Below are 19862 nucleotides of genomic sequence, written 5' to 3'. Positions count from 1 at the left end.
CCGGCGTGCAAATGGGTCCGACCATACTCCGGTCCCCATGCCCGTTTCAGGTGCTTGCCGAATATGACACGGCGATGATCCCCCCGGACTAAGCTCGCCCGCAGCGCACCGAGTTGAGGTGTAATCGCGTGCTTGTTCCCAATGCGCGGAAGATCCCGACAACTCCCAGACATACCCTGCCGCATGCTTCCCCATCCCAGCCGATTCGTTTTCAGAGGGCCTACATGGTGAGTGTTGATTCCCCTCCAGGTCGCCGTGAACTTCCCTACGCGCGAACGCTGTTGCTGCCGGCCATACTGATGGCCGCGGCCACCGGGGCCGCCGTCGCCCTCGTGACGGAACCGGCCCGGCTCGCCGTCGGCCTGTGCGGTGCCGTCGCCACCGTCCTGGTGATCGCCGCGGCCGCCGAAGCGGTACGCCGCGGCCGCGCGCTGCGGGCCCTCGGCGCCGAGCACGCCCGTCACACCGCGTATCTGGAACACCGGGCCGCGAGCCACCACGAGGAGATGGTCCGCCTCGGCGCCGAAGTCATCCCCGACGCCCTGCACTTCATGCGCAGGGGCGTCACGCCCCGCGAGCTGATGAGCCGCCTCGGCGAGGTGAACCCCGCCTACACCGAACTCGGCGGGCCCCAGCGCGAGCTGATCCGGATGGTCTGCGAGATCGTCGACCACGAGGACGCCATGCGCGAGTCCGCCGAGCGCTCCTTCGTCGACATCGCCCGCCGTGTCCAGGCGATCGTCCACCAGCAGCAGAAGGAACTCCGCGAGATGGAGGAGGACCACGGGCGCAACCCCGAGGTCTTCGACGACCTCCTGCGCATCGACCACGGCACCTCGCTGATCGGCCGCCTCGCCGACTCCATCTCCGTGATCGGCGGCGGCCGGCCCGGACGCCAGTGGCCCGAACCGGTCGCCCTGTACAGCGTGCTGCGCGGCGCCATGTCCCGAATCCTGGAGTACCGCCGGATCAACCTGGCCTCCATCGCCAAGGTCAACATCAAGGGCACCGCCGTCGAACCGGTCATCCACGCCGCCGCGGAACTCCTCGACAACGCCACCCGCTACTCGCCGCCCGCGGCCAAGGTGCACGTCACCGCGACCGAGGTGCAGAGCGGTGTGTGCATCGAGATCGAGGACGCCGGCGTCAGCCTCAGCGAGGAGTCCCGCGGCCGCATCGAGGGCCTGCTGGAGCAGGCCAAGCGCGGCACCGACGTGCAGGACCTCGCCCACCACCCGCGCCTGGGCCTGTCCGTCGTCGGCCGGCTGTGCACCCAGTTCGGCATGGACGTCTCACTGCGGGCCTCCGCGTACGGCGGCGTCCGCGCCATCCTCATCGTGCCCAGCAAGATGATGACCACCGAGCCCGGCGTCGGCCTCGCCCACGGCATCGGTGCCACCTCGATCCCCACCCCGGGCCCCGACGCCCTGCCCGGACCGGAGCGCAAGCCCAAGAAGCGCCGTCCCACCAGCCCCCGGATCCCCGCCACGGTGTCCATGGAGGACGACGTTCCCGAGGTGACCGAGTGGACGGCGGGCGGGCTCCCGCAGCGCCGCAGCCGGGTCAAGATGCCGCTCAGCCAGCGCCTCGCCGAGCAGGCGGCGTGGGAGCGGGAGGACGCCGAACGCGAGGCCCGCCAGGCCGCCGAACGCGCCCGCAACGGCATCCCGGTGCCCGCGGAGCCGGAGCCCGCGCAGGACAAGGACCAGGGCGGCCTCCCGCCGGGCCACTTCATCGGCGCCTTCTGGGAGGGCCTCAAGCAGCACCCGGGCAGCACCCGGGCCCACCAGCAGTCCAGCAGCAACGAGCCGGCCCACGCCCCGGCAGACGACGAGGGGAACCTCAAGTGATCGAGCAGCAAGGCAAGTTCGACTGGATGCTCCGGGACCTCTACGACGGCGTCCCGGGCATCGAGATGATCGTGGTGCTCTCCGCCGACGGCCTGCGCATCGCCCGCTACTCCGGGGACCCGGACGCCGCCGACCGCGTCGCCGCCGCCTGCGCGGGCCTGCAGAGCCTGGCGAGCGCCGTCAGCCAGGAGATCCCCACCAGCGACGGCGACATGAAGATGGTGCTCATCGAGATGAACGGCGGCTACTTCTACCTGATGGCCGCCGGTCCCAACGCCTACCTCGCCGTGCTCTCCGACGTCCGCTGCGAACCCGGCCGGATGGGCCTGAGTATGGCCGACCTGGTCGCCCGGATCGGCCCCCACCTCACCAGTCCGGCACGGCGCAACGGGCAGACCGTATGACTCCTCCCAGGCGCCAGAGGCGATCCCCCGGGCCCGACCGGCCCGCCGCGCCCACCCCTCCCGCGCCCGCCCCTCCCGGCGCGCCCGCCAAGGAGGGCGAGGTCCGCAACCCCGAGCGGCTCTTCGTCATCGGCGGTGAGGGAGGCGGCGAACGCGCCGACATCGACCTCGTCACCCTGATCGTGGCCCGCGCCGACCCGCCGGTGTCCGCCACACCGGAACAGGCCGCCCTGCTGCGGCTGTGCGCCGCGCCCCTGTCCGTGGCAGAGCTGTCGGCCTATCTGAGCCTGCCGTTCAGTGTGGTGACCGTGCTGCTCACCGACCTGCTGGCGTCGGAACTGGTGCAGGCCCGCGCCCCGATCGTCCGCCAGAAGGTCGCCGACCGAAACCTCCTCGAAGCGGTGATGCATGGACTTCAAAAGCTCTGACACGATCCCGGGCCCGCGGACCGAGGACCGGCTGCCGCACACGGCCGAGGCCGCCGTGAAAATCGTCATCGTGGGCGGCTTCGGGGTCGGCAAGACCACCATGGTCGGCTCGGTCAGCGAGATCAGACCGCTGACCACCGAGGAGACGATGACCCAGGCCGGCATCGGCGTCGACGACAACTACGGCTCCGCCTCCAAGACGGCCACCACCGTCGCCATGGACTTCGGCCGCATCAGCATCACCGAGGAACTGGTGCTCTACCTCTTCGGCACGCCCGGCCAGGAGCGCTTCTGGTTCCTGTGGAACGGCCTGTTCGAAGGCGCCCTCGGCGCGGTCGTCCTGGTCGACACCCGCCGCCTGGAGGTCAGCTTCGACGTCATGGGCCGCCTGGAGGAACGCGGCGTGCCCTTCGTCGTCGCCGTCAACACCTTCCCCGACGCGCCCCGTTACCCCGTCGCGGAACTGCGCACCGCGCTCGACCTGCCCGAGGAGATCCCCATCCTCGACTGCGACGTGCGGCGCCGGGCCTCCAGCCGGGACGTCCTGATGACCCTGATGCGCTTCCTGCACTCCCTCGCCATGAAGGGCGCGCTCACCTGACCCGCGCGCCCCACCGACCCCCGACGTGAACCACCCCCTTCTGACGTGACCACACCTTTTGTTGCGGAGCGAGACTGTGACGCCTGAAAGCCACTCCCCGACCGGAACGGGCGAACCCCTGCTCGAACCACCGCCCGGCTGCCCCGCGCACGGCCTCGGGCCGGGCGGACTGCACCGGCTGCACGAGGCGGACGACCTGGAGGAGCTGTACGAGAAGCTGCGCGAGCAGCACGGGCCGGTGGCGCCCGCGCTGCTCCACGACGACGTACCCATGTGGGTGGTCCTCGGACACGCCGAGAACCTGCACATGGTGAGCACCCCCTCCCAGTTCTGCCGCGACAGCCGGATCTGGACCCCGCTCAACGAGGGCATGGTCAAGCCCGACCACCCCCTCATGCCGCACATCGCCTGGCAGCCCATCTGCTCGCACGCCGAGGGCGACGAGCACAAGCGGCTGCGCGGCGCGGTCACCAGCGCCATGTCCGACCTCGACTACCGCGAGCTGCGCCGGCACATCAAGCGCTACACCCAGCGCGTCGTCAACCGGTTCTGCGAGGAGGGCCGCGCCGACCTCGTCAGCCAGTTCGCCGAACACCTGCCGATGGGCGTGATGTGCCATCTGCTCGGCATGCCCGAGGAGTACAACGACCGGCTGGTGGAGGCCGCCCGCGACACCCTCAAGGGCACCGACACGGCGATCGCCAGCCACGCCTACGTCATGGAGGCGCTGGGACGGCTCACCGCAACCCGCCGGGCCGACCCGGCCGACGACATCGCGGGCCGCCTCGTCACCCACCCGGCCGGGCTCACGGACGACGAGGTCCGCGAACACCTGCGGGTGGTCCTGCTGGCCGCCTACGAGGCGACCGTCAACCTGATCGCCAACGTGATGCGCGTGGTGCTCACCGACCCGGGCTTCCGCGCCCAGCTCAGCGGCGGGCAGATGACGGTGCCCCAGGCGGTGGAGCAGTCCCTGTGGGACGAGCCGCCGTTCAGCACGGTCTTCGCCTACTTCGCCAAGCAGGAGACGGAACTCGGCGGCCAGCGCATCCGTGCCGGCGACGGCCTGCTGCTCGGCATCGCGCCGGGCAACGTCGATCCCCGCATCCGTCCCGACCTGGACGCCAGCATGATGGGCAACCGTGCCCACCTCGCCTTCGGCGGCGGCCCGCACGAATGCCCCGGGCAGGACATCGGGCGGGCCATCGCCGACGCCGGCATCGACGCGCTGCTGATGCGGCTGCCGGACCTCCAGCTCGACTGCGACGAGGACGACCTGCGCTGGCGGTCGTCGATCGCCTCGCGGCACCTGGTGGAACTGCCGGTCCGTTTCGAGCCGAGGGCACAGCAGGACATCATGCAGCAGCCGAGTCACGCCCCGGCCCCGGCACGCAGCGCCCCCTGGCACGTCGGCCTTCCGAAGCCGGAACAGCGGACACAGCCGCCGCTGCCCTCCCAGCCGCCGCAGCCCGTGTCGGTGACGGCCGCCGAGCCGCAGCAGGCACCGGGCGCGGGGCATCCCCGCCCCCGCGGTGCCTGGCAGCGCTTCCTGCTCTGGTGGCGCGGCTACTGACGGCCTGCCCCGTCCTCCCGCGCCGCCCAGTGCTCGTACGCGGTCCAGGCGGCGAGGGACCGGCCGCTGCGGAAGCGGTGCTCGCGCCCCGTGACCGGATCGGTGAACCCCAGCTCCCGCGCGAGCAGTTGCAGCGGGCGCCGGAAGTCACCGGCCGGCACGGGAGCGGCCACCTCCGGGTAGAGGGGGTCGCCGAGGATCGGCACGCCCAGCGCGTTCATGTGGACGCGCAGCTGGTGGGTCTGGCCGGTGCCGGGCACCAGCCGGTACCGGCCCAGCCCGCGCTCCGGCCGGTGTGCGAGCAGTTCGACGCGGGTCACGGCGTTCGGCTCGCCGGCCACCTCGCGGGCGGCGAGCACCCCGCGCTCCTTCAGGATCCGGCTGCGGACCGTCCGGGGGAGCGTGAGCGCGGCCCGGTACGGGGCGACGGCCTCGTACACCTTGTGCACCCGCCGGTCGGCGAACAGACCCTGGTACGCGCCGCGTTCCGCGGGGCGCACGGTGAACAGGACCAGCCCCGCCGTGAGCCGGTCCAGACGGTGCGCGGCACCCAGCGCCGGGATGTCCAGCTCCCGGCGCAGCCGTGCCAGCGCGGTCTGCGTCACGTGGCCGCCGCGCGGGGTGGTGGCCAGGAAGTGCGGCTTGTCCACGACCACGATGTGCGCGTCCCGGTACACGACCTCCAGCGGGAAGGGCACCGGCACCTCTGCGGGCAGCTCGCGGTGGAACCACACGAACATGCCCGGCTCGTACGGCGCGTCGCCCGCCACGGGGCGCCCGTCCGCCCCGACGAACAGCCCGGCGTCGAACATGCCCTCCACGACGCCGGCGCCCGCGCCCGACAGCCGCTCCGTCAGGTGCTCCCGCACCGTGGACCACGGCCCGTCCGCGGGCAGCCGCACCCGCACCGCGTCGATGCCGTCGCGCTGCGGCAGGGGCGAGGGCGGGGGAGGGGTGCGGCGTCTCATCACCTGCCAGCCTACGAGGCGGCGACCTGCGGCGGCGGACCGGTGGGGCCGGGCCCGCCGGAAAACCGCTGGGCCGCTGCGCGGGCCCGTTGGCAGGATGCCGTCCATGCCTTTCCTGACTCGCCCGGTCCTCGCGGCCGGCACCCTTTCCCGCGCCCCGCAGCCCACGCTCCCCACCGGCGACGGGCTGGTGCTGCGCCCGTGGCGCACCGAGGACGCCCCCGCCGTGCACGCGGCCTTCCAGGATCCGGCGATGCACCAGTGGCACGCCCGCGCGGCCGACTCCGAGGAGGAGGTGCGGGGCTGGATCACCGAATGGCAGGGCGCCTGGGAACGGGAGCGCGGCGTCCAGTGGGCGGTCGCGGACGCGGCGGACGACCGAGTGCTCGGGCGGGTCGCGCTGCGCGAGTGGGTGCTCGTCGACGGGGTGGCCGAGGTCGCCTACTGGACGACGGCCGACGCACGCGGCCGGGGTGTCGCCGCGCGGGCCACGCGGACCCTCGCCCGCTGGGCCCTGGACGAGATCGGCTTCCAGCGCCTCGAACTGCTGCACGCGGTGGCCAACGAGGCCTCGTGCCGGGTCGCCCGGAAGACCGGCTTCGCCCTGGAGGGCACCAAGCGCAGCGCCGTGCTCCACCCCGACGGATGGCACGACATGCACCTGCACGCGCGCGTGCGCGGCGACTGACGCAAGCGTGACCCGCGGCGGACTCGCGCTGGAAACGCGCCGGCACGGGTACGGACGCGGCGACTGAGGGGCGTGTGACCCGCGTGGGTGCCCACCGGACCGGTGGGTGCCGGGGGCGCTGCCCTGCCGCGATCCCGGGCGGGTGGCACGGCATGCGGCCGCCCGGGCGGGTGGCATGGAATGCGGCCATCCGGGTGCGTGCGCGGCGGCTGACGGGCTCGTGGTCCGCGGGGCTGCCAGGGCCCGGCGGGGGCGTGTTCGAGGGCGGGCGGAGCCTTACGCCGCCGTCGCGCCCTCCTGCTCGGCCTCGACACGGGCGTTCCACTCGCGCTTGGAGGCCTGCCAGCCGTCCTCGTTGTGGCCGAGCCGCCAGTAGCCGGAGATGGACAGGTCCTCACGGGGAACCTCGCGCTCCAGGCGGAGGTACCGGCGCAGCTCCTTCACGCAGGCCGCCTCGCCGTGGACGAACGCGTGCAGCCGGCCCTCGGGGAACTCCAGCGCGCGCACGGCCTCGGCCAGAGCCTGCCCGACCGGACGGCCGGCGCGGTGCAGCCAGACGACCTCCACGTCGGAGTCGATCTTCTGCTCCTCCTCCGGCCCCTCGACCTCGACGAAGGCGTACGCGCGGGCGCCGTCGGGCAGCGCCTCCAGGGAGCGGGCGATCGCGGGCAGTGCGCTCTCGTCGCCGGCGAGCAGATGCCAGTCGGCGGCGGGGTCGGGGGCATAGGCGCCGCCGGGGCCCATGAAGTGGATCGTCTCGCCTGGCCGCACCCGCTTCGCCCAGGGCCCGGCGAGCCCCTCGTCGCCGTGGATGACGAAGTCCAGCGTCATCTCACGGTGCTCGGCGTCCCAGTGGCGGACGGTGTACGTCCGGGTCACCGGCCACTGCTCGCGGGGAAAGTCCTCGCGGATCCGCTCCATGTCGAAGGGCTCGGGATAGGTCGCGCCCCCGGAGGGGAAGAGGAGCTTCACGTAGTGGTCGGTGCAGGTGTCCGCCGCGAACGCGGAGAGTCCCTCGCCGCCGAGCACCACACGCTGCATGTGCGGGGTCAGCCGCTCGGTGCGGACGACCTGCGCGGTGTGCGGCTTGCGCGGCTTGCGTGCCGGACGGTCTGCCATGACGGCCTCCCTGCTCCCTGCGTGCGGTTCCCTGAGTTAGGCATACCTAAGCTAGCATCCCGGCCCGTGTGTGGCTCATGGAAACGGGCCGCCGCGCGGCGCCGCTCAGGCGGTGAGCGTGGTCAGCAGCCGCCGCAGTGACCCGCCGAGTCCCCAGCGGGCCGCCAGTGCGTCCAGCGCCTCGGCGTCGCGCGGGCCGTGCGGCAGGGAGGTGCCGGTGTCCGGCAGCGGTACGTCGTCCGCGACCCTGACGACCTTCGGGGCGACCGCGAGATACGGCCCGGCCTCGATCAGCCGCTTGCGCTGCGAGGGCGTCAGCTTCGCCTTCGGGTCGTCGACGGCGGCCCGGATCCCGGCCAGGTCCCCGAACTCGGCGAGCAGCTTGGCCGCCGTCTTCTCGCCGATGCCGGGCACCCCGGGCAGCCCGTCGCTCGGGTCGCCCCGCAGCAGCGCCAGATCGGCGTAGCCGGCGCCGTCGACGCCGTACTTCTCGCGCAGCGCCGCCTCGTCGACGAGGTTCAGTGTGCCGACGCCCTTGACCGGGTAGAGCACGCGCACGCCGCGGGCGTCGTCGACGAGCTGGTACAGATCGCGGTCGCCGGTGACGATGTCCACCGGGCCGGTGGCCCGCGCGGTGTAGGTGCCGATGACGTCGTCCGCCTCGTACCCCGCCACGCCGACGCGGGCGATGCCGAGCGCGTCGAGGACCGCCTCGATGACCGGCACCTGCGGGGACAGCGTGTCGGGCACCTCCTCCTCGTCGGGGCCGGCCGGCCGTTCCTCGGCCACGCGGTGCGCCTTGTAGGAGGGGATCAGCTCCACCCGCCACTGCGGTCGCCAGTCGGCGTCCATGCAGGCCACCAGGTGCTCGGGCCGGTGGTCCTTCACCAGGCGGTCGATGAATTCCAGCAGCCCGCGCACGGCGTTCACCGGCGTGCCGTCGGGCGCCTTCACCGAGTCCGGCACGCCGAAGTAGGCGCGGAAGTAGAGGGAGGCGGTGTCGAGAAGCATCAGTCGTCCGGTCACGCCTCGCAATCATGCCGCAGGTCGGGTGCGCGGGCAGGGGAGGGCGTGTGAACTGGCTCACTTAAATGTTTGGCGCATAAGCATCGGGGCAGGCGCGCAGCCGGGCCGAAGCTGGTTGATGCATTCAACTGTTAGGGGAGCTTTGGGCCCTGTCCCTGCCCCCGACCCAAGAGGTAAGCGTGTCAGCCAGACTAGAGGCCGAGAACCTGTACAAGGTCTTCGGCAGGAAACCGGACCAGGCAGTCGAACGACTGCGCCAGGGGGACGTCCGCAAGGACCAGGGCGACGTCCGGGAGGACCAGGTCGACGTGCGGGAGGAACTGCGCGCCGACGGCACCACCGCCGCCGTCATCGACGCGTCCTTCACCGTGGAGCCCGGCGAGATCTTCGTCGTCATGGGGCTGTCCGGATCAGGCAAGTCCACGCTGCTGCGCATGCTCAACGGTCTGTCGGAGCCGACCGCCGGGCACGTCCGCTTCGGGGGCCAGAACCTCACCGAACTCAGCGACCGCGAGCTGCGCGTGGTCCGTTCCATGAAGATCAGCATGGTCTTCCAGCACTTCGCGCTCTTCCCCCACCGCAGCGTCCGTGACAACGCTGCCTACGGCCTTGAAGTGCAGGGCGTGCCCCGCGCCGAGCGCGAGCGCCGCGCCGACGAGGCGCTCGCCCTGTGCGGCCTGGCCGGCTGGGAGAAGTCCTGGCCCGACGAGCTGTCCGGCGGCATGCAGCAGCGCGTCGGCCTGGCCCGCGCGCTCGCCACGGACGCCGACCTGCTGCTGATGGACGAGTCCTTCAGCGCCCTCGACCCGCTGATCCGCCGCGACATGCAGGACCAGCTGCTCGACCTCCAGAAGACCCTGAAGAAGACCATCGTCTTCATCACCCACGACCTCAACGAGGCCATGCGCCTGGGCGACCGCATCGCCGTCATGCGGGACGGCCGGATCGTGCAGATAGGCACCGCGCAGGACATCCTGATACGTCCCGCCAACGACTACGTCGCCTCCTTCACCAAGGACGTCGACCGCTCCCGCGTCCTGACCGCCGCCGCCGTCATGGAGACCGACGTGCGCGGCGACGAGGCCGACTGCGACTGCGAGACCGCGACGCCCGAAACGCCGTTCTCGGAGCTGTGCGCGATCAGCGCCCGAGTGCCCCACGCGGTGGCGGTGGTTGACGGTGACCGACGGCTGGTCGGCGTCGTCCCGGCCCAGCGGTTGATCGGCTTCCTCGGCGACGACGAGGACGTGGTCCCCGGTGTGTGCGACAGCCCGCGGGACAAGGGCGGCAAGAAGGTGATCAGCCGTGCCTAGGATCCCCCTCGGCGACTGGGTCAACAGCAGCGTCGACTGGCTGCTCGACAACGTCTCCTGGCTCTTCACCTTCCTCAAGGACATCTTCACCGGCGCCTACGACGGCATCAACGCCGTCCTCCAGGCCCCCGAGCCGCTGCTGCTCGCCGGTATCTTCGCCGTGATCGCCTTCTGGCTGCGCGGCACCTTCGCGGGCATCCTCTCCTTCGCCGGGTTCGCCTTCATCGACTCCCTCGAACTGTGGGAGAACGCGATGGTCACCCTGGCGCTCCTGCTGGTCGCCACGATCATCGCCCTGGTCGTGGCGGTGCCGGTGGGCATCTGGGCGGCCCGCTCGGACCGGGTGAGCGCGTTCGTGCGGCCGGTCCTGGACTTCATGCAGACGCTGCCCGCGATGATCTACCTGATCCCGGCGATCCTGTTCTTCGGGACCGGCTCCGCCCCGGGCATCGTGGCCACCCTGATCTTCGCCCTCGCCCCCGGCGTCCGCATGACCGAGCTGGGCATCCGCCAGGTCGACAAGGAGCTGGTCGAGGCGGCCGAGGCGTTCGGCACCACGCCCGGCAACACCCTGCTGCGCGTCCAGCTCCCGCTGGCGCTGCCCACGGTGATGGCGGGCGTCAACCAGGTCATCATGCTCGGCCTGTCCATGGCCGCGATCGCCGGCATGGTCGGCACCGGCGGCCTCGGCGGCGACGTCATGGAGTCCATCGGCCAGCTCAACGTCGGCCTCGGCGCCGAGGCCGGTCTCGCCATCGTGATCCTCGCGATCTACCTGGACCGCATGACCAGCGCGCTGGGCACGCACGTCTCCCCGCTGGGCCGCCGTGCCGCCGCCAAGGCGCGCGCCGCCGAGGGCCTGAAGATCTGGTCCTACCGTCCGCAGCCGCAGGTCGCCGTGATCGGCATCGTGATCCTCGCCCTGGTGGCCGGCGGCATGGGCATGTTCGGCGGCAGCTCCGACGACGCCGACACGGCCGGCGGCGGCAAGAACGTCGGCGACGGCAAGAAGGTCTCCATCGGTTACATCCCCTGGGACGAGGGCGTCGCCTCCACGTTCCTGTGGAAGGAGATCCTGGAACAGCGCGGCTTCGAGGTCGAGGCCAAGCAGTTCGAGGCCGGCCCGCTCTACACCGCCCTCGCCCAGGGCAATATCGACTTCCAGACCGACTCCTGGCTGCCGACGACCCACGAGCAGTACTGGAAGAAGTACGGCAAGCAGCTCGAGGACCTCGGTTCCTGGTACGACGAGACGTCGCTGGAGCTGACCGTCCCGGCGTACATGAAGGACATCAACTCCCTCGAGGACCTCAAGGGCAAGGCCGACCTCTTCGGCGGGAAGATCACCGGCATCGAGCCCAGCGCCGGTGAGATGAACCTGCTCAAGACCAAGGTGCTCAAGGAGTACGGCCTCGACAAGGAGTACAAGGTCGTCGACAGCTCCACGCCGGCGATGCTGGCCGAGCTGAAGCGGGCCTACAGCAAGCAGGAACCGATCGTCACCACGCTGTGGTCCCCGCACTGGGCCTACAACGACTACAAGCTGAAGAAGCTCAAGGACCCCAAGGGCGCCTGGGGCAAGGGTGACGGCGTGCACTCGCTGTCCCGCAAGGGCTTCTCGGACGACAACCCGGTCGTGGCCAAGTGGCTGAAGGACTTCTCCATGACGGAGAAGCAGCTCACCAGCCTCGAGGCCGAGATCAACAAGGCCGGCAAGGGACAGCAGCAGCAGGCCGTCCGCACCTGGCTCAAGGCCAACCCGGGCGTCGTCGACAAGCTCGCCCCGGTCGAGGGCGGCACCGGCGCCACTCCCGCCGAGGCCAAGCAGCCGCTCGACGTGGCCTGGTTCCCCTGGGAGGAGGACGTCGCCGTCACCTACCTGTGGAAGAACGTCCTCGAGCGCCGCGGCTACAAGATGAACCTGAAGCAGATGGACGTCGGCCCGGTCTACACCGGCCTGGCCTCCGGCGGCATCGACCTCAACTTCGACGCCTGGCTGCCCTACGCCCAGAGCAACTACTGGAACAAGCACAAGGACAACCTCGTCGACCTGGGCACCTGGTACGAACCGACCTCCCTGGAGATCGCCGTCCCCTCGTACGTGAAGGACGTCAAGTCCCTCGCCGACCTCAAGGGCAAGAGCGACCTCTTCGACGGGAAGATCATCGGCATCGAGCCCGGCACCGGTGAGATGCAGCTGCTGAAGAACGATGTCCTGCCCGGTTACGGCCTCGAGGACGAGTACGAGGTCGTCGACGGCTCCACGCCCGCCATGCTGGCCGAGCTCAAGCGCGCCCTCGCCAAGAAGGAGCCGGTCGCGGTCACCCTGTGGTCGCCGCACTGGGCCTACAGCGACTACGAGCTGACCAAGCTGAAGGACCCGAAGAAGGCCTTCGGCGAGGGCAACACGATCCGGACCATCTCCAGCAAGAAGTTCCCCGAGCAGTACCCGCAGCTCACTGAGTGGATCAAAAACTTCAAGATGAGCGAGGACGAGCTGGGCAGCCTGGAGGCCGAGATCAAGGACCGCGGTCAGGGCAAGGAGGAGGAAGCCGTCGCCGCCTGGCTGAAGGAGCACCCGGACGTGGTGGGCCGGATGACCCCGCAGTAGCGCGGTACTCCATGGCGGTCACCCCGAGGGGTGGGCCCGGTGGCGTCGTCCCAAGGCGCCCGGGCCCACCCCTCGGGTCGTTCCCGGCCCGGACACGGTAGGGATTCGGCCAACCACGGAGCGCCACGTCCCGGCCCGAGCGTGACCCCGCCGGGGTGCGAGCGGCTGGCGGGAACACGGAAGGCCGTCCACGCCTTGAACGGGTAGGGCGTGCGCCACGGCGCGCGGACGGTCCCACCCGTGGCGGGAAACGTGAGGTCGCGGCCACCACACCGTGACATCGATGTGACGGCCGCATGAAACGGTTTGCCGAACATGCGTAGGGTGCAGAGAACTCATCAGGACGACGGGTGAAGGAGGGAGCCGGAGCGATGGGCGACCACAAAGATCAGCACCTCCGGGTGGGCGCGGCCGTACGGCGGCGGCGCCGGGACCTCGAACTCACCCTCGCCGTGGTGTCCGAGCGCAGCGGCCTGTCGGTGCCCTTCCTGAGCCAGATCGAGAACGACCGGGCGCGGCCCAGCCAGACCTCCCTGGAGAAGGTGGCCGACGCCCTGCGCACCACCGCCGTGGAACTGCTCGCCGCGGCCGACCCCGCGTGCAGCGTCGACGTGGTCCGCGCCGAGGAGCCCGACCCCGAGCTGGCACCCAGGGTGCGCTCCCTGGTGCGCGGACACCACCAGATGCACGCCTCCGAGTTCACCGGCGACCACGACGCCGGGCGGGAACTGCAGTACCGCAACGACCAGTTGATGTTCGTCGCCGAGGGCGCCGTCGAGATCGAGGCCGAGGGCCGGGCCTACCGGCTCGGGCGCGGCGACACGCTGTACCTCACCGGCGGGGTCCGGCACCGCTGGCGGGCCACCGTGCCGGACACCCGGCTGATCGTCGTCGCCGTCGCCGAGCACATCGAGGCGGTCCGGGAAGGTCCCCGCCGGTGAGGGCGTGCCGGTGAGGGTGGTCTCGCTGGTGCCGTCGCTGACCGAGGCGGTGGCCCGTACGGTGCCGGGCGCGCTGGTCGGCGCGACGGACTGGTGCACCCACCCGGCCGGTCTCGGCGTCGTCCGCGTCGGCGGCACCAAGAACCCGAAGACCGACCGCATCCTCTCCCTCGCCCCCGACCTGGTCGTGGCCAACGAGGAGGAGAACCGCGCCGCCGACCTGGACGTCCTGCGTGCGGCGGGCGTCGAGGTGCTGGTGACCGAGGTGCGCACCGTCCCGCAGGCCGTCACCGAGCTGGACCGGGTACTGACCGCCTGCGGCGCGCCCTCCCGGCCCCGCTGGCTGGACGAGGCGCGGGCCGCCTGGGCCGACCCGCCGGTGCCCGAGCGGCGCGCCACGGCCGTCGTGCCCATCTGGCGCAGGCCCTGGATGGTGCTGGGCCGCGACACCTTCGCGGGCGACGTCCTGGCCCGCCTCGGCGTCGACCACCTGTACGCCGCGCACGCCGAGCGCTACCCGAAGGTCCCGGTGGACGAACTGCGGGCGGCCCGCCCGGACGTCGTGGTCCTGCCGGACGAGCCGTACCGCTTCACCGCCGACGACGGTCCGGAGGCCTTCCCCGGCCTGCCCTGTGCACTCGTCGACGGACGGCACCTCACGTGGTACGGGCCGTCACTGGCCGAGGCGCCCCGGGTGCTGGCCGCGGCCCTGCGAGCAGTACGCCGCTGAGCAGGCCCCGCGCGGTGTGCACGGCGGCCACCGCCCAGGCGGCCACGAGCAGGGCGTACAGGGCGACGGTGAGGCCGTCGTAGGCGACCAGACCCGTCTCGCGGGCCAGCGCCTCGGCGCCGGTGACACAGGTGCCCACCGGGAAGGTGAAGGACCACCAGGTCATCGAGAAGCGCATGCCGGCCCGGCGGGCCCGGACGACGTGCGCGGCGGCGAGGGCCAGCCACATCAGGGCGAAGCCCGTCACGGGCACCCCGTACAGCACGGCGAAGACCGAGAAGCCCTCGGCGTACGGCGCCGGCACGACCCCCGGCGCCACGTCCGCGAACTTCCCGACGGCGGTCGTCGACTGCCCGAGCGGGCCGAGGACCAGGAACAGCGACGGCGTGAGCGCGAGCGGCAGCGGCCCGCCGGTGAGCAGCCTGCCGAAGACCACGGGCAGCGTCAGCAGCGTCGCGAACAGACTCACGCCGAACATGGCCACACAGGCGAGCAGCAGCGTCTCGCGCGGCTGCCCCGCCGGGAGGTGCGGCACCAGCAGTGGTCCGACGGCCGCGGACACCATCGGCGCGACGAGCGGCAGCAGCCAGACCGGGCTGGCCTGACCCGGCTCGATGCGGTGGCGCACGGCCATCAGGTACGGCACGGCGACCGCCGCCGCCAGCCCGATCACCGTACCGGCGGTGAACAGCACGGTGTCCAGGGCGACCGCGGCCGGGGTGCCGATCCAGTCCCGGCCGAGGGCCAGGGCGCCGCCGCCGACCGCCAGCAGGGCCATCGACAGGCAGCCGTAGAACGGAGCCGCGGCCGGGTCGAGCAGGTGGGCGCGGGCCTGGTCCCGGTGGTGGAGCCAGTGCAGGGACCTGGCGGTCAGCAGGACCGCCAGCAGGACGAGGGACAGGGCCCAGACCCCGGTGCACGCGGCGCGCAGGCCGGGCACGTGCCCCGGGAGTGCGGCTCCGGCCGTGCCGACGATGGCGGTGCCCATGACGCACGCGTACCAGTTGGGGCCGAGATGCCGGACGGCCGGGACCCGCCGGACGGCCTGGCGGGCGGCGGAGGAGGGGGAGCGGGGCTGGGCTGCGGTGACCATGGCTCCACGGTCGCTGCGGGCGCAGCCCCTGACCAGGGACCCTGTCTCTATGAGGGCATAAGCTGGAGTTATGGGCAGCGGCACGGGCAGCGGTACGAACGGTGGCACGGTCGGTGGCACGGGCGGTGGCACGAGTCGTGGCACCGAGGGCGGGCACGACACGAGGGCACGGCATGTCGCGGGCACGCTGGCACACCGGGTACCGGATCTCGGGGCGATGGAGCTGCTGCTGGCGGTGGCGCGCCTGGGCAGCCTCGGCGGGGCGGCGCGCGAGCTGGGCATCACCCAGCCGGCCGCCAGCAGCCGCATCCGCTCGATGGAACGGCAGCTCGGCGTCGCCCTGGTGGACCGCTCACCGCGCGGCTCCCGGCTCACCGACGCGGGGGCGCTGGTCACGGACTGGGCGCGGCGGATCGTGGAGGCCGCCGAGGCGTTCGACGCGGGCGCGCAGGCGCTGCGCGACCGGCGGGACTCGCGGCTGCGGGTCGCGGCGAGCATGACGATCGCCGAGTACCTGCTGCCGGGCTGGCTGGTCGCGCTGCGCACCCAGCTGCCGGACACCGCGGTGTCACTGCTCGCGGGCAACTCGACGGCGGTGGCGGAGCGCCTGCTGGCCGACGAGGCCGACCTCGGCTTCGTGGAGGGGGTGAGCGTGCCCACCGGCCTGGACTCCGCGGTCATCGGCCACGACCGGCTCATCGTCGTGACCGCTCCGGGGCACCCCTGGGCCCGTCGCAGGCGCCCGCTGGAGGCTGCCGAACTGGCGGCCACCCCGCTGATCCTGCGGGAGAAGGGCTCGGGCACCCGGCAGGTCCTGGACGCGGCGCTGGGCGGCCTGGCCCGTCCCCTGATCGAACTGTCCTCGACCACGGCGGTGAAGGCGGCCGCGGTGGGCGGCGCGGGTCCGTCCGTCCTCAGCGAACTCGCCGTGGGCGAGGAACTGACCACCCGGCGCCTGGTGAGCGTCCCCGTGGCGGACGTCGTCCTGGCCCGCGACCTGCGAGCGGTATGGCCCACCGGCCACCGCCCCACCGGCCCGGCCCGCCGGCTGCTGTCCCTGACCAGGGCGTAGCAGCGCCGTCACAGCCGATCGGGGCCCGCCGCGCAAACGCACGGGCGACCGGCCCGTCCCGTCCCGCGGGCTGCGAGCCGCGGGGCCGGTCGTCCCCGCGCCGCCGGTCACGTCCCTCGCGCGACCTGGGCGTGCCTGCGCCGACGGGGCCGGTCAGGGGCCGCCCGGGGGGTGTGGGGGCCGTCCTGTCCGGCGGGCTGCGATGCCGTCCGGTCCGTCGGTCCCTGTGCCGCTGGTCGGGTTCGTCGAGGGGCGTTGGCGACCCGGGTGTGGGCGGCGGCGGTGGCGGTGAGGGTGGCGGGGCCAGGCCGGGATCGGCCCTGGGTCGGTGTGGGGGGACCTCGGGGCCCGCGGGCCGTGCGGCGTGCGGCGTGCTCGGCACATCCCGCCCGGGCGGCGGTCGGGCTTCGGCGACGTCGTCACCGGCCAGGGCCGGGCCGGTCCTCCGGCACCGGTCGGCCCGAACGGGCCGCGTCCACCAGGGCCCGCATCACCCGTACGTCCTCGCCCATCTCCGGGTGCCACTGCACGCCCAGGACCCAGCCGGGGCCGGAGGGCAGTTCCAGGGCCTCCACGGTGCCGTCCGCCGCGTGGGCCGAGGCGACCAGGCCGGTGCCGAGCCGGTCCACCGCCTGGTGGTGGTACGTCGGCACGAACGTCTCCTCCGGCACGGCACCGGCGTACAGCGTGCCCGGCACCGGGCGGACCGGGTGGCCGCCGAAGACGCCCACCACCTCGGCGTGCCCCTCGATGTGCTGGACGAGGCTGCCGCCCAGGGCGACGTTGAGCAGCTGCATGCCCCGGCAGACGCCCAGCAGCGGGACGCGCGCGACCAGGGCCGCCTCGATGAGCGCCAGCTCCCAGGTGTCCCGGGCCCGGGCCGGCGGGCCGGTGCGCGGGTCGGGCTCGGCGCCGTAACGCACCGGCTCCACGTCCGGGCCGCCCGCGATCACCAGCCCGTCGACGCGGGCGACGGTCGCGGCGGCGTGCTCCGGCGCGTCCGGCGGGAGCATCGCGGCCAGCCCGCCCGCCCGCTGCACCAGCCGCGGATATCCGGCCGGCAACAGCGCCGCCTCCAGTTCCCACACGCCCCAGCGTGCCCCGGACTCCAGATACGTGCTGACACCGATCAGCGGGCGGTCGGCCATCCGTCCTCCAGACGATGGGTTGGTCATGGGGTGGTGATGGGTTGGGATGGATCGGGCAATGGACCGTTCCCACACCTTTGCCGGAGCGCGTGGTCACGGCAAGACGCTCACGCCAGAAACCCGCGCAACAGCGCCGCCGTGCCCGCGCAGTGCTCCCGGGCGATCTCCCGCGCCCCGTCCGCGTCCCCGTCGAGCACCGCCTCCACCAGCGCGGCGTGCTGGCGCTGAGAGTGCTCCAGGTTGCGCACCAGCAGCGGGATGCAGTCCAGCAGGTCGTTCAGGGTGGCGCGGACCGCCGCGTACTGCGCCGCCAGCGCCGGTGACCCGCACAGCTCCGCCAGGGTGAGGTGCAGCATCGTGTCCAGCCGCCGGTACTGCGCCAGCGGCGCCTCCCGCGTACCGGCCAGCGCCGCGCGCAACCGCGCCGCCCCCGCCTCCGTCAGCCGGTGCGCCGCGCACAGCCCGGCCGCGCCCGCCTCCAGCACCTCCCGGAAGCGCAGTACGTCCTCGATGTCGACCCCGGCCACCCGGCGCCGCAGCTCGTCCTCGCCGCCCGCGTCCGCGCGGGGCAGCACGAACGTTCCGCCGTAGCGGCCGCGCCGCGCCTCGACCAGACCCTGTTCCTGGAGTACCCGCAGCACCTCGCGCAGCGTCACCCGGCTGATCCCCAGCCGCTCCGACAGCTCCCGCTCGGCCGGCAGCCGCTCGCCCTCCGCCACCAGGCCCAGCCTGACGACCTGGAGGATCTGCTCCAACGCCTCCTCGAAGCCGTTCCCGGCACGCACCGGTCGCAGCACCGGCGCCAGCCGGTCCGTCACGCTCCCGGAACTCCCGGCCCTGCCGGCGGATTCCTCCCGCACGCGGCCGCGCCCCCTTCCCAACCAAAGGTTCCCGGCAATACCTTATGGCTCCCGGCCAGAAGGAGGCTCTCCCCGTGGCAGACCGCACACCCCCGCTCGGGGTCGAGGAACTGCACGCCCTCGTCGCCGCCGGTGACATCGACACCGTCGTCCTCGCCTTCCCCGACATGCAGGGCCGCCTCCAGGGCAAGCGGTTCGCCGCGCGGTTCTTCCTCGACGAGGTCCTGGAACACGGCACCGAGGGCTGCAACTACCTCCTCGCCGTCGACGCCGACATGAACACCGTCGACGGCTACGCCATGTCCTCCTGGGACCGCGGCTACGGCGACTTCGCCATGCGCACCGACCCCGCCACCCTGCGCCGCCTCCCCTGGAACGAGGGCACCGCGATGGCCGTCGCGGACCTCGCCTGGGAGGACGGCTCCCCGGTGCTCGCCGCGCCCCGCCAGATCCTGCGCCGCCAACTGGAACGGCTCGCGGAACACGGATACACCGCCCAGGTCGGCACCGAGCTGGAGTTCATCGTCTTCCGGGACACCTACGAACACGCCTGGGACGCGAACTACCGCGGCCTGACCCCGGCCAACCAGTACAACGTCGACTACTCCGTCCTCGGCACCGGTCGCGTCGAACCCCTGCTGCGCCGCATCCGCAACGAGATGGCCGGCGCGGGCCTCACCGTCGAGTCCGCCAAGGGCGAGTGCAACCCCGGCCAGCACGAGATCGCCTTCCGCTACGACGAGGCCCTGGTCACGTGCGACCAGCACGCGGTCTACAAGACCGGCGCCAAGGAGATCGCCGCCCAGGAGGGCATGTCCCTCACCTTCATGGCCAAGTACAACGAGCGCGAGGGCAACTCCTGCCACATCCACCTCTCGCTCGCCGACGCCGACGGCCGCAACGCCATGGCCGACGGGGCGGGCATGTCCGACGTCATGCGGCACTTCCTCGCCGGACAGCTGGTGGCGCTGCGCGAGTTCTCCCTCCTCTACGCCCCGCACATCAACTCCTACAAGCGCTTCCAGCCCGGTTCCTTCGCCCCCACCGCCGTCGCCTGGGGCCACGACAACCGCACCTGCGCCCTGCGCGTCGTCGGCCACGGCCGCTCACTCCGCTTCGAGAACCGGCTCCCCGGCGGCGACGTCAACCCCTACCTCGCGGTGGCCGGTCTGGTCGCGGCCGGGCTGCACGGCGTCGAGCAGCGGCTGGAGCTGCCCGAACCCTGCCCCGGCAACGCGTACACCGCCGACTTCGCGCACGTCCCCACCACCCTGCGCGAGGCCGCCGAGCTGTGGGAGAACAGCACCCTCGCCAAGGCCGCCTTCGGGGACGAGGTCGTCGCCCACTACCGCAACATGGCCCGCGTCGAACTGGACGCGTACGACGCCGCCGTCACCGACTGGGAACTGCGCCGCTCCTTCGAACGCATGTGAGGCA

18 protein-coding genes are annotated in these 19862 nt (G+C 72.5%); 12 read left to right on the top strand and 6 right to left on the bottom strand.

Features of this window, described 5'->3' with window-relative positions; all coding sequences use genetic code 11:
* Positions 1–224 precede the first annotated feature (224 nt).
* The 5 genes from ACFYZ3_RS05880 (at position 225) to ACFYZ3_RS05860 (ending at position 4856) form a co-directional block, all read left to right on the top strand.
* Entirely contained in the window at positions 225–1850 is a 1626-nt protein-coding gene (locus ACFYZ3_RS05880; RefSeq protein ID WP_388514247.1) for a sensor histidine kinase, read from the top strand.
* A gap of 26 nt (positions 1851–1876) precedes the next feature.
* The gene (locus tag ACFYZ3_RS05875; RefSeq protein WP_167308645.1) at positions 1877–2254 is read left to right on the top strand and encodes a roadblock/LC7 domain-containing protein; all 378 of its coding nucleotides are present in this window, start codon (positions 1877–1879) and stop codon (positions 2252–2254) included.
* Positions 2251–2682: a DUF742 domain-containing protein gene (locus ACFYZ3_RS05870; protein ID WP_361010566.1), complete on the top strand. Its 432-nt coding sequence runs from the start codon at positions 2251–2253 to the stop codon at positions 2680–2682. The genes ACFYZ3_RS05875 and ACFYZ3_RS05870 overlap by 4 nt, the downstream gene beginning before the upstream one ends.
* The gene (locus ACFYZ3_RS05865; protein ID WP_361010569.1) at positions 2663–3283 is read left to right on the top strand and encodes an ATP/GTP-binding protein; all 621 of its coding nucleotides are present in this window, start codon (positions 2663–2665) and stop codon (positions 3281–3283) included. The genes ACFYZ3_RS05870 and ACFYZ3_RS05865 overlap by 20 nt, the downstream gene beginning before the upstream one ends.
* Positions 3284–3359: 76 nt before the next feature.
* Entirely contained in the window at positions 3360–4856 is a 1497-nt protein-coding gene (locus tag ACFYZ3_RS05860; protein ID WP_388514245.1) for a cytochrome P450, read from the top strand.
* Here ACFYZ3_RS05860 and ACFYZ3_RS05855 read toward each other — a convergent pair.
* A complete protein-coding gene (locus ACFYZ3_RS05855) occupies positions 4850–5824 on the bottom strand; it encodes an RluA family pseudouridine synthase (protein ID WP_388514244.1) in 975 nt (324 codons plus the stop codon). The two genes, ACFYZ3_RS05860 and ACFYZ3_RS05855, sit on opposite strands and share 7 nt — an antisense overlap.
* A 106-nt stretch (positions 5825–5930) precedes the next feature.
* On the opposite strand from ACFYZ3_RS05855, the gene ACFYZ3_RS05850 reads away from it, so the two are divergent.
* On the top strand, positions 5931–6512 hold the full coding sequence (locus ACFYZ3_RS05850) for a GNAT family N-acetyltransferase (protein WP_388514243.1): 582 nt from the start codon (positions 5931–5933) through the stop codon (positions 6510–6512).
* Between the two features lie 276 nt (positions 6513–6788).
* Here ACFYZ3_RS05850 and ACFYZ3_RS05845 read toward each other — a convergent pair whose 3' ends face one another.
* Both ACFYZ3_RS05845 and ACFYZ3_RS05840 read right to left on the bottom strand, forming a co-directional pair.
* On the bottom strand, positions 6789–7631 hold the full coding sequence (locus ACFYZ3_RS05845; RefSeq protein ID WP_109033676.1) for a siderophore-interacting protein: 843 nt from the start codon (positions 7629–7631) through the stop codon (positions 6789–6791).
* A gap of 105 nt (positions 7632–7736) precedes the next feature.
* Positions 7737–8642: a 5'-3' exonuclease H3TH domain-containing protein gene (locus ACFYZ3_RS05840; protein WP_388514850.1), complete on the bottom strand. Its 906-nt coding sequence runs from the start codon at positions 8640–8642 to the stop codon at positions 7737–7739.
* Positions 8643–8836: 194 nt separating this feature from the next.
* Between ACFYZ3_RS05840 and ACFYZ3_RS05835 the strand changes: the two genes are divergently transcribed.
* The 4 genes from ACFYZ3_RS05835 (at position 8837) to ACFYZ3_RS05820 (ending at position 14252) form a co-directional block, all read left to right on the top strand.
* On the top strand, positions 8837–9970 hold the full coding sequence (locus ACFYZ3_RS05835; RefSeq protein ID WP_388514241.1) for a glycine betaine/L-proline ABC transporter ATP-binding protein: 1134 nt from the start codon (positions 8837–8839) through the stop codon (positions 9968–9970).
* Positions 9963–12581, top strand: coding sequence for an ABC transporter permease/substrate binding protein (locus ACFYZ3_RS05830; protein ID WP_388514240.1), 2619 nt, complete (start codon positions 9963–9965; stop codon positions 12579–12581). Before ACFYZ3_RS05835 ends, ACFYZ3_RS05830 begins: the two co-directional genes overlap by 8 nt.
* Before the next feature lie 371 nt (positions 12582–12952).
* On the top strand, positions 12953–13522 hold the full coding sequence (locus ACFYZ3_RS05825; RefSeq protein WP_003977207.1) for a helix-turn-helix domain-containing protein: 570 nt from the start codon (positions 12953–12955) through the stop codon (positions 13520–13522).
* A 10-nt stretch (positions 13523–13532) separates the two neighbouring features.
* The gene (locus ACFYZ3_RS05820) at positions 13533–14252 is read left to right on the top strand and encodes a helical backbone metal receptor (protein WP_388514848.1); all 720 of its coding nucleotides are present in this window, start codon (positions 13533–13535) and stop codon (positions 14250–14252) included.
* Here the strand turns inward: ACFYZ3_RS05820 and ACFYZ3_RS05815 are convergent.
* Positions 14179–15345 carry a TDT family transporter gene (locus ACFYZ3_RS05815; RefSeq protein ID WP_388514239.1) on the bottom strand — a complete coding sequence of 389 codons (1167 nt, stop codon included), beginning with the start codon at positions 15343–15345 and terminating at the stop codon, positions 14179–14181. The two genes, ACFYZ3_RS05820 and ACFYZ3_RS05815, sit on opposite strands and share 74 nt — an antisense overlap.
* 70 nt (positions 15346–15415) lie before the next feature.
* On the opposite strand from ACFYZ3_RS05815, the gene ACFYZ3_RS05810 reads away from it, so the two are divergent.
* Positions 15416–16417 carry a LysR family transcriptional regulator gene (locus ACFYZ3_RS05810; RefSeq protein WP_388514237.1) on the top strand — a complete coding sequence of 334 codons (1002 nt, stop codon included), beginning with the start codon at positions 15416–15418 and terminating at the stop codon, positions 16415–16417.
* Positions 16418–16836: 419 nt separating this feature from the next.
* On the opposite strand, the gene ACFYZ3_RS05805 is transcribed toward ACFYZ3_RS05810, so the two are convergent.
* Positions 16837–17565, bottom strand: coding sequence for a gamma-glutamyl-gamma-aminobutyrate hydrolase family protein (locus tag ACFYZ3_RS05805; RefSeq protein WP_388514236.1), 729 nt, complete (start codon positions 17563–17565; stop codon positions 16837–16839).
* Between the two features lie 107 nt (positions 17566–17672).
* Positions 17673–18383: a FadR/GntR family transcriptional regulator gene (locus tag ACFYZ3_RS05800; protein WP_388514235.1), complete on the bottom strand. Its 711-nt coding sequence runs from the start codon at positions 18381–18383 to the stop codon at positions 17673–17675.
* 116 nt (positions 18384–18499) lie between these two features.
* Here ACFYZ3_RS05800 and glnA4 point away from each other — a divergent pair, with 116 nt between their 5' ends.
* Positions 18500–19858 (top strand): gamma-glutamylethanolamide synthetase GlnA4, encoded by a 1359-nt coding sequence (gene glnA4 / locus ACFYZ3_RS05795; RefSeq protein WP_388514234.1) that lies wholly within the window; start codon positions 18500–18502, stop codon positions 19856–19858.
* Positions 19859–19862 lie beyond the last annotated feature (4 nt).

The organism is Streptomyces sp. NPDC001599 (assembly GCF_042893535.1).
Taxonomy (GTDB): domain Bacteria; phylum Actinomycetota; class Actinomycetes; order Streptomycetales; family Streptomycetaceae; genus Streptomyces.
The sequence above is the reverse complement of the archived record's forward strand: the minus strand, read 5'-3'. Positions and strand labels throughout refer to the sequence as shown.

Coding starts and splice junctions, on each gene's coding strand:
- ACFYZ3_RS05880 (WP_388514247.1), top strand. CDS start 225: ATGGTGAGTGTTGATTCCCCTCCAGGTCGCCGTGAACTTCCCTACGCG.
- ACFYZ3_RS05875 (WP_167308645.1), top strand. CDS start 1,877: ATGCTCCGGGACCTCTACGACGGCGTCCCGGGCATCGAGATGATCGTG.
- ACFYZ3_RS05870 (WP_361010566.1), top strand. CDS start 2,251: ATGACTCCTCCCAGGCGCCAGAGGCGATCCCCCGGGCCCGACCGGCCC.
- ACFYZ3_RS05865 (WP_361010569.1), top strand. CDS start 2,663: ATGGACTTCAAAAGCTCTGACACGATCCCGGGCCCGCGGACCGAGGAC.
- ACFYZ3_RS05855 (WP_388514244.1), bottom strand. CDS start 5,824: ATGAGACGCCGCACCCCTCCCCCGCCCTCGCCCCTGCCGCAGCGCGAC.
- ACFYZ3_RS05850 (WP_388514243.1), top strand. CDS start 5,931: ATGCCTTTCCTGACTCGCCCGGTCCTCGCGGCCGGCACCCTTTCCCGC.
- ACFYZ3_RS05845 (WP_109033676.1), bottom strand. CDS start 7,631: ATGGCAGACCGTCCGGCACGCAAGCCGCGCAAGCCGCACACCGCGCAG.
- ACFYZ3_RS05840 (WP_388514850.1), bottom strand. CDS start 8,642: ATGCTTCTCGACACCGCCTCCCTCTACTTCCGCGCCTACTTCGGCGTG.
- ACFYZ3_RS05825 (WP_003977207.1), top strand. CDS start 12,953: ATGGGCGACCACAAAGATCAGCACCTCCGGGTGGGCGCGGCCGTACGG.
- ACFYZ3_RS05815 (WP_388514239.1), bottom strand. CDS start 15,345: ATGGTCACCGCAGCCCAGCCCCGCTCCCCCTCCTCCGCCGCCCGCCAG.
- ACFYZ3_RS05810 (WP_388514237.1), top strand. CDS start 15,416: ATGGGCAGCGGCACGGGCAGCGGTACGAACGGTGGCACGGTCGGTGGC.
- ACFYZ3_RS05805 (WP_388514236.1), bottom strand. CDS start 17,565: ATGGCCGACCGCCCGCTGATCGGTGTCAGCACGTATCTGGAGTCCGGG.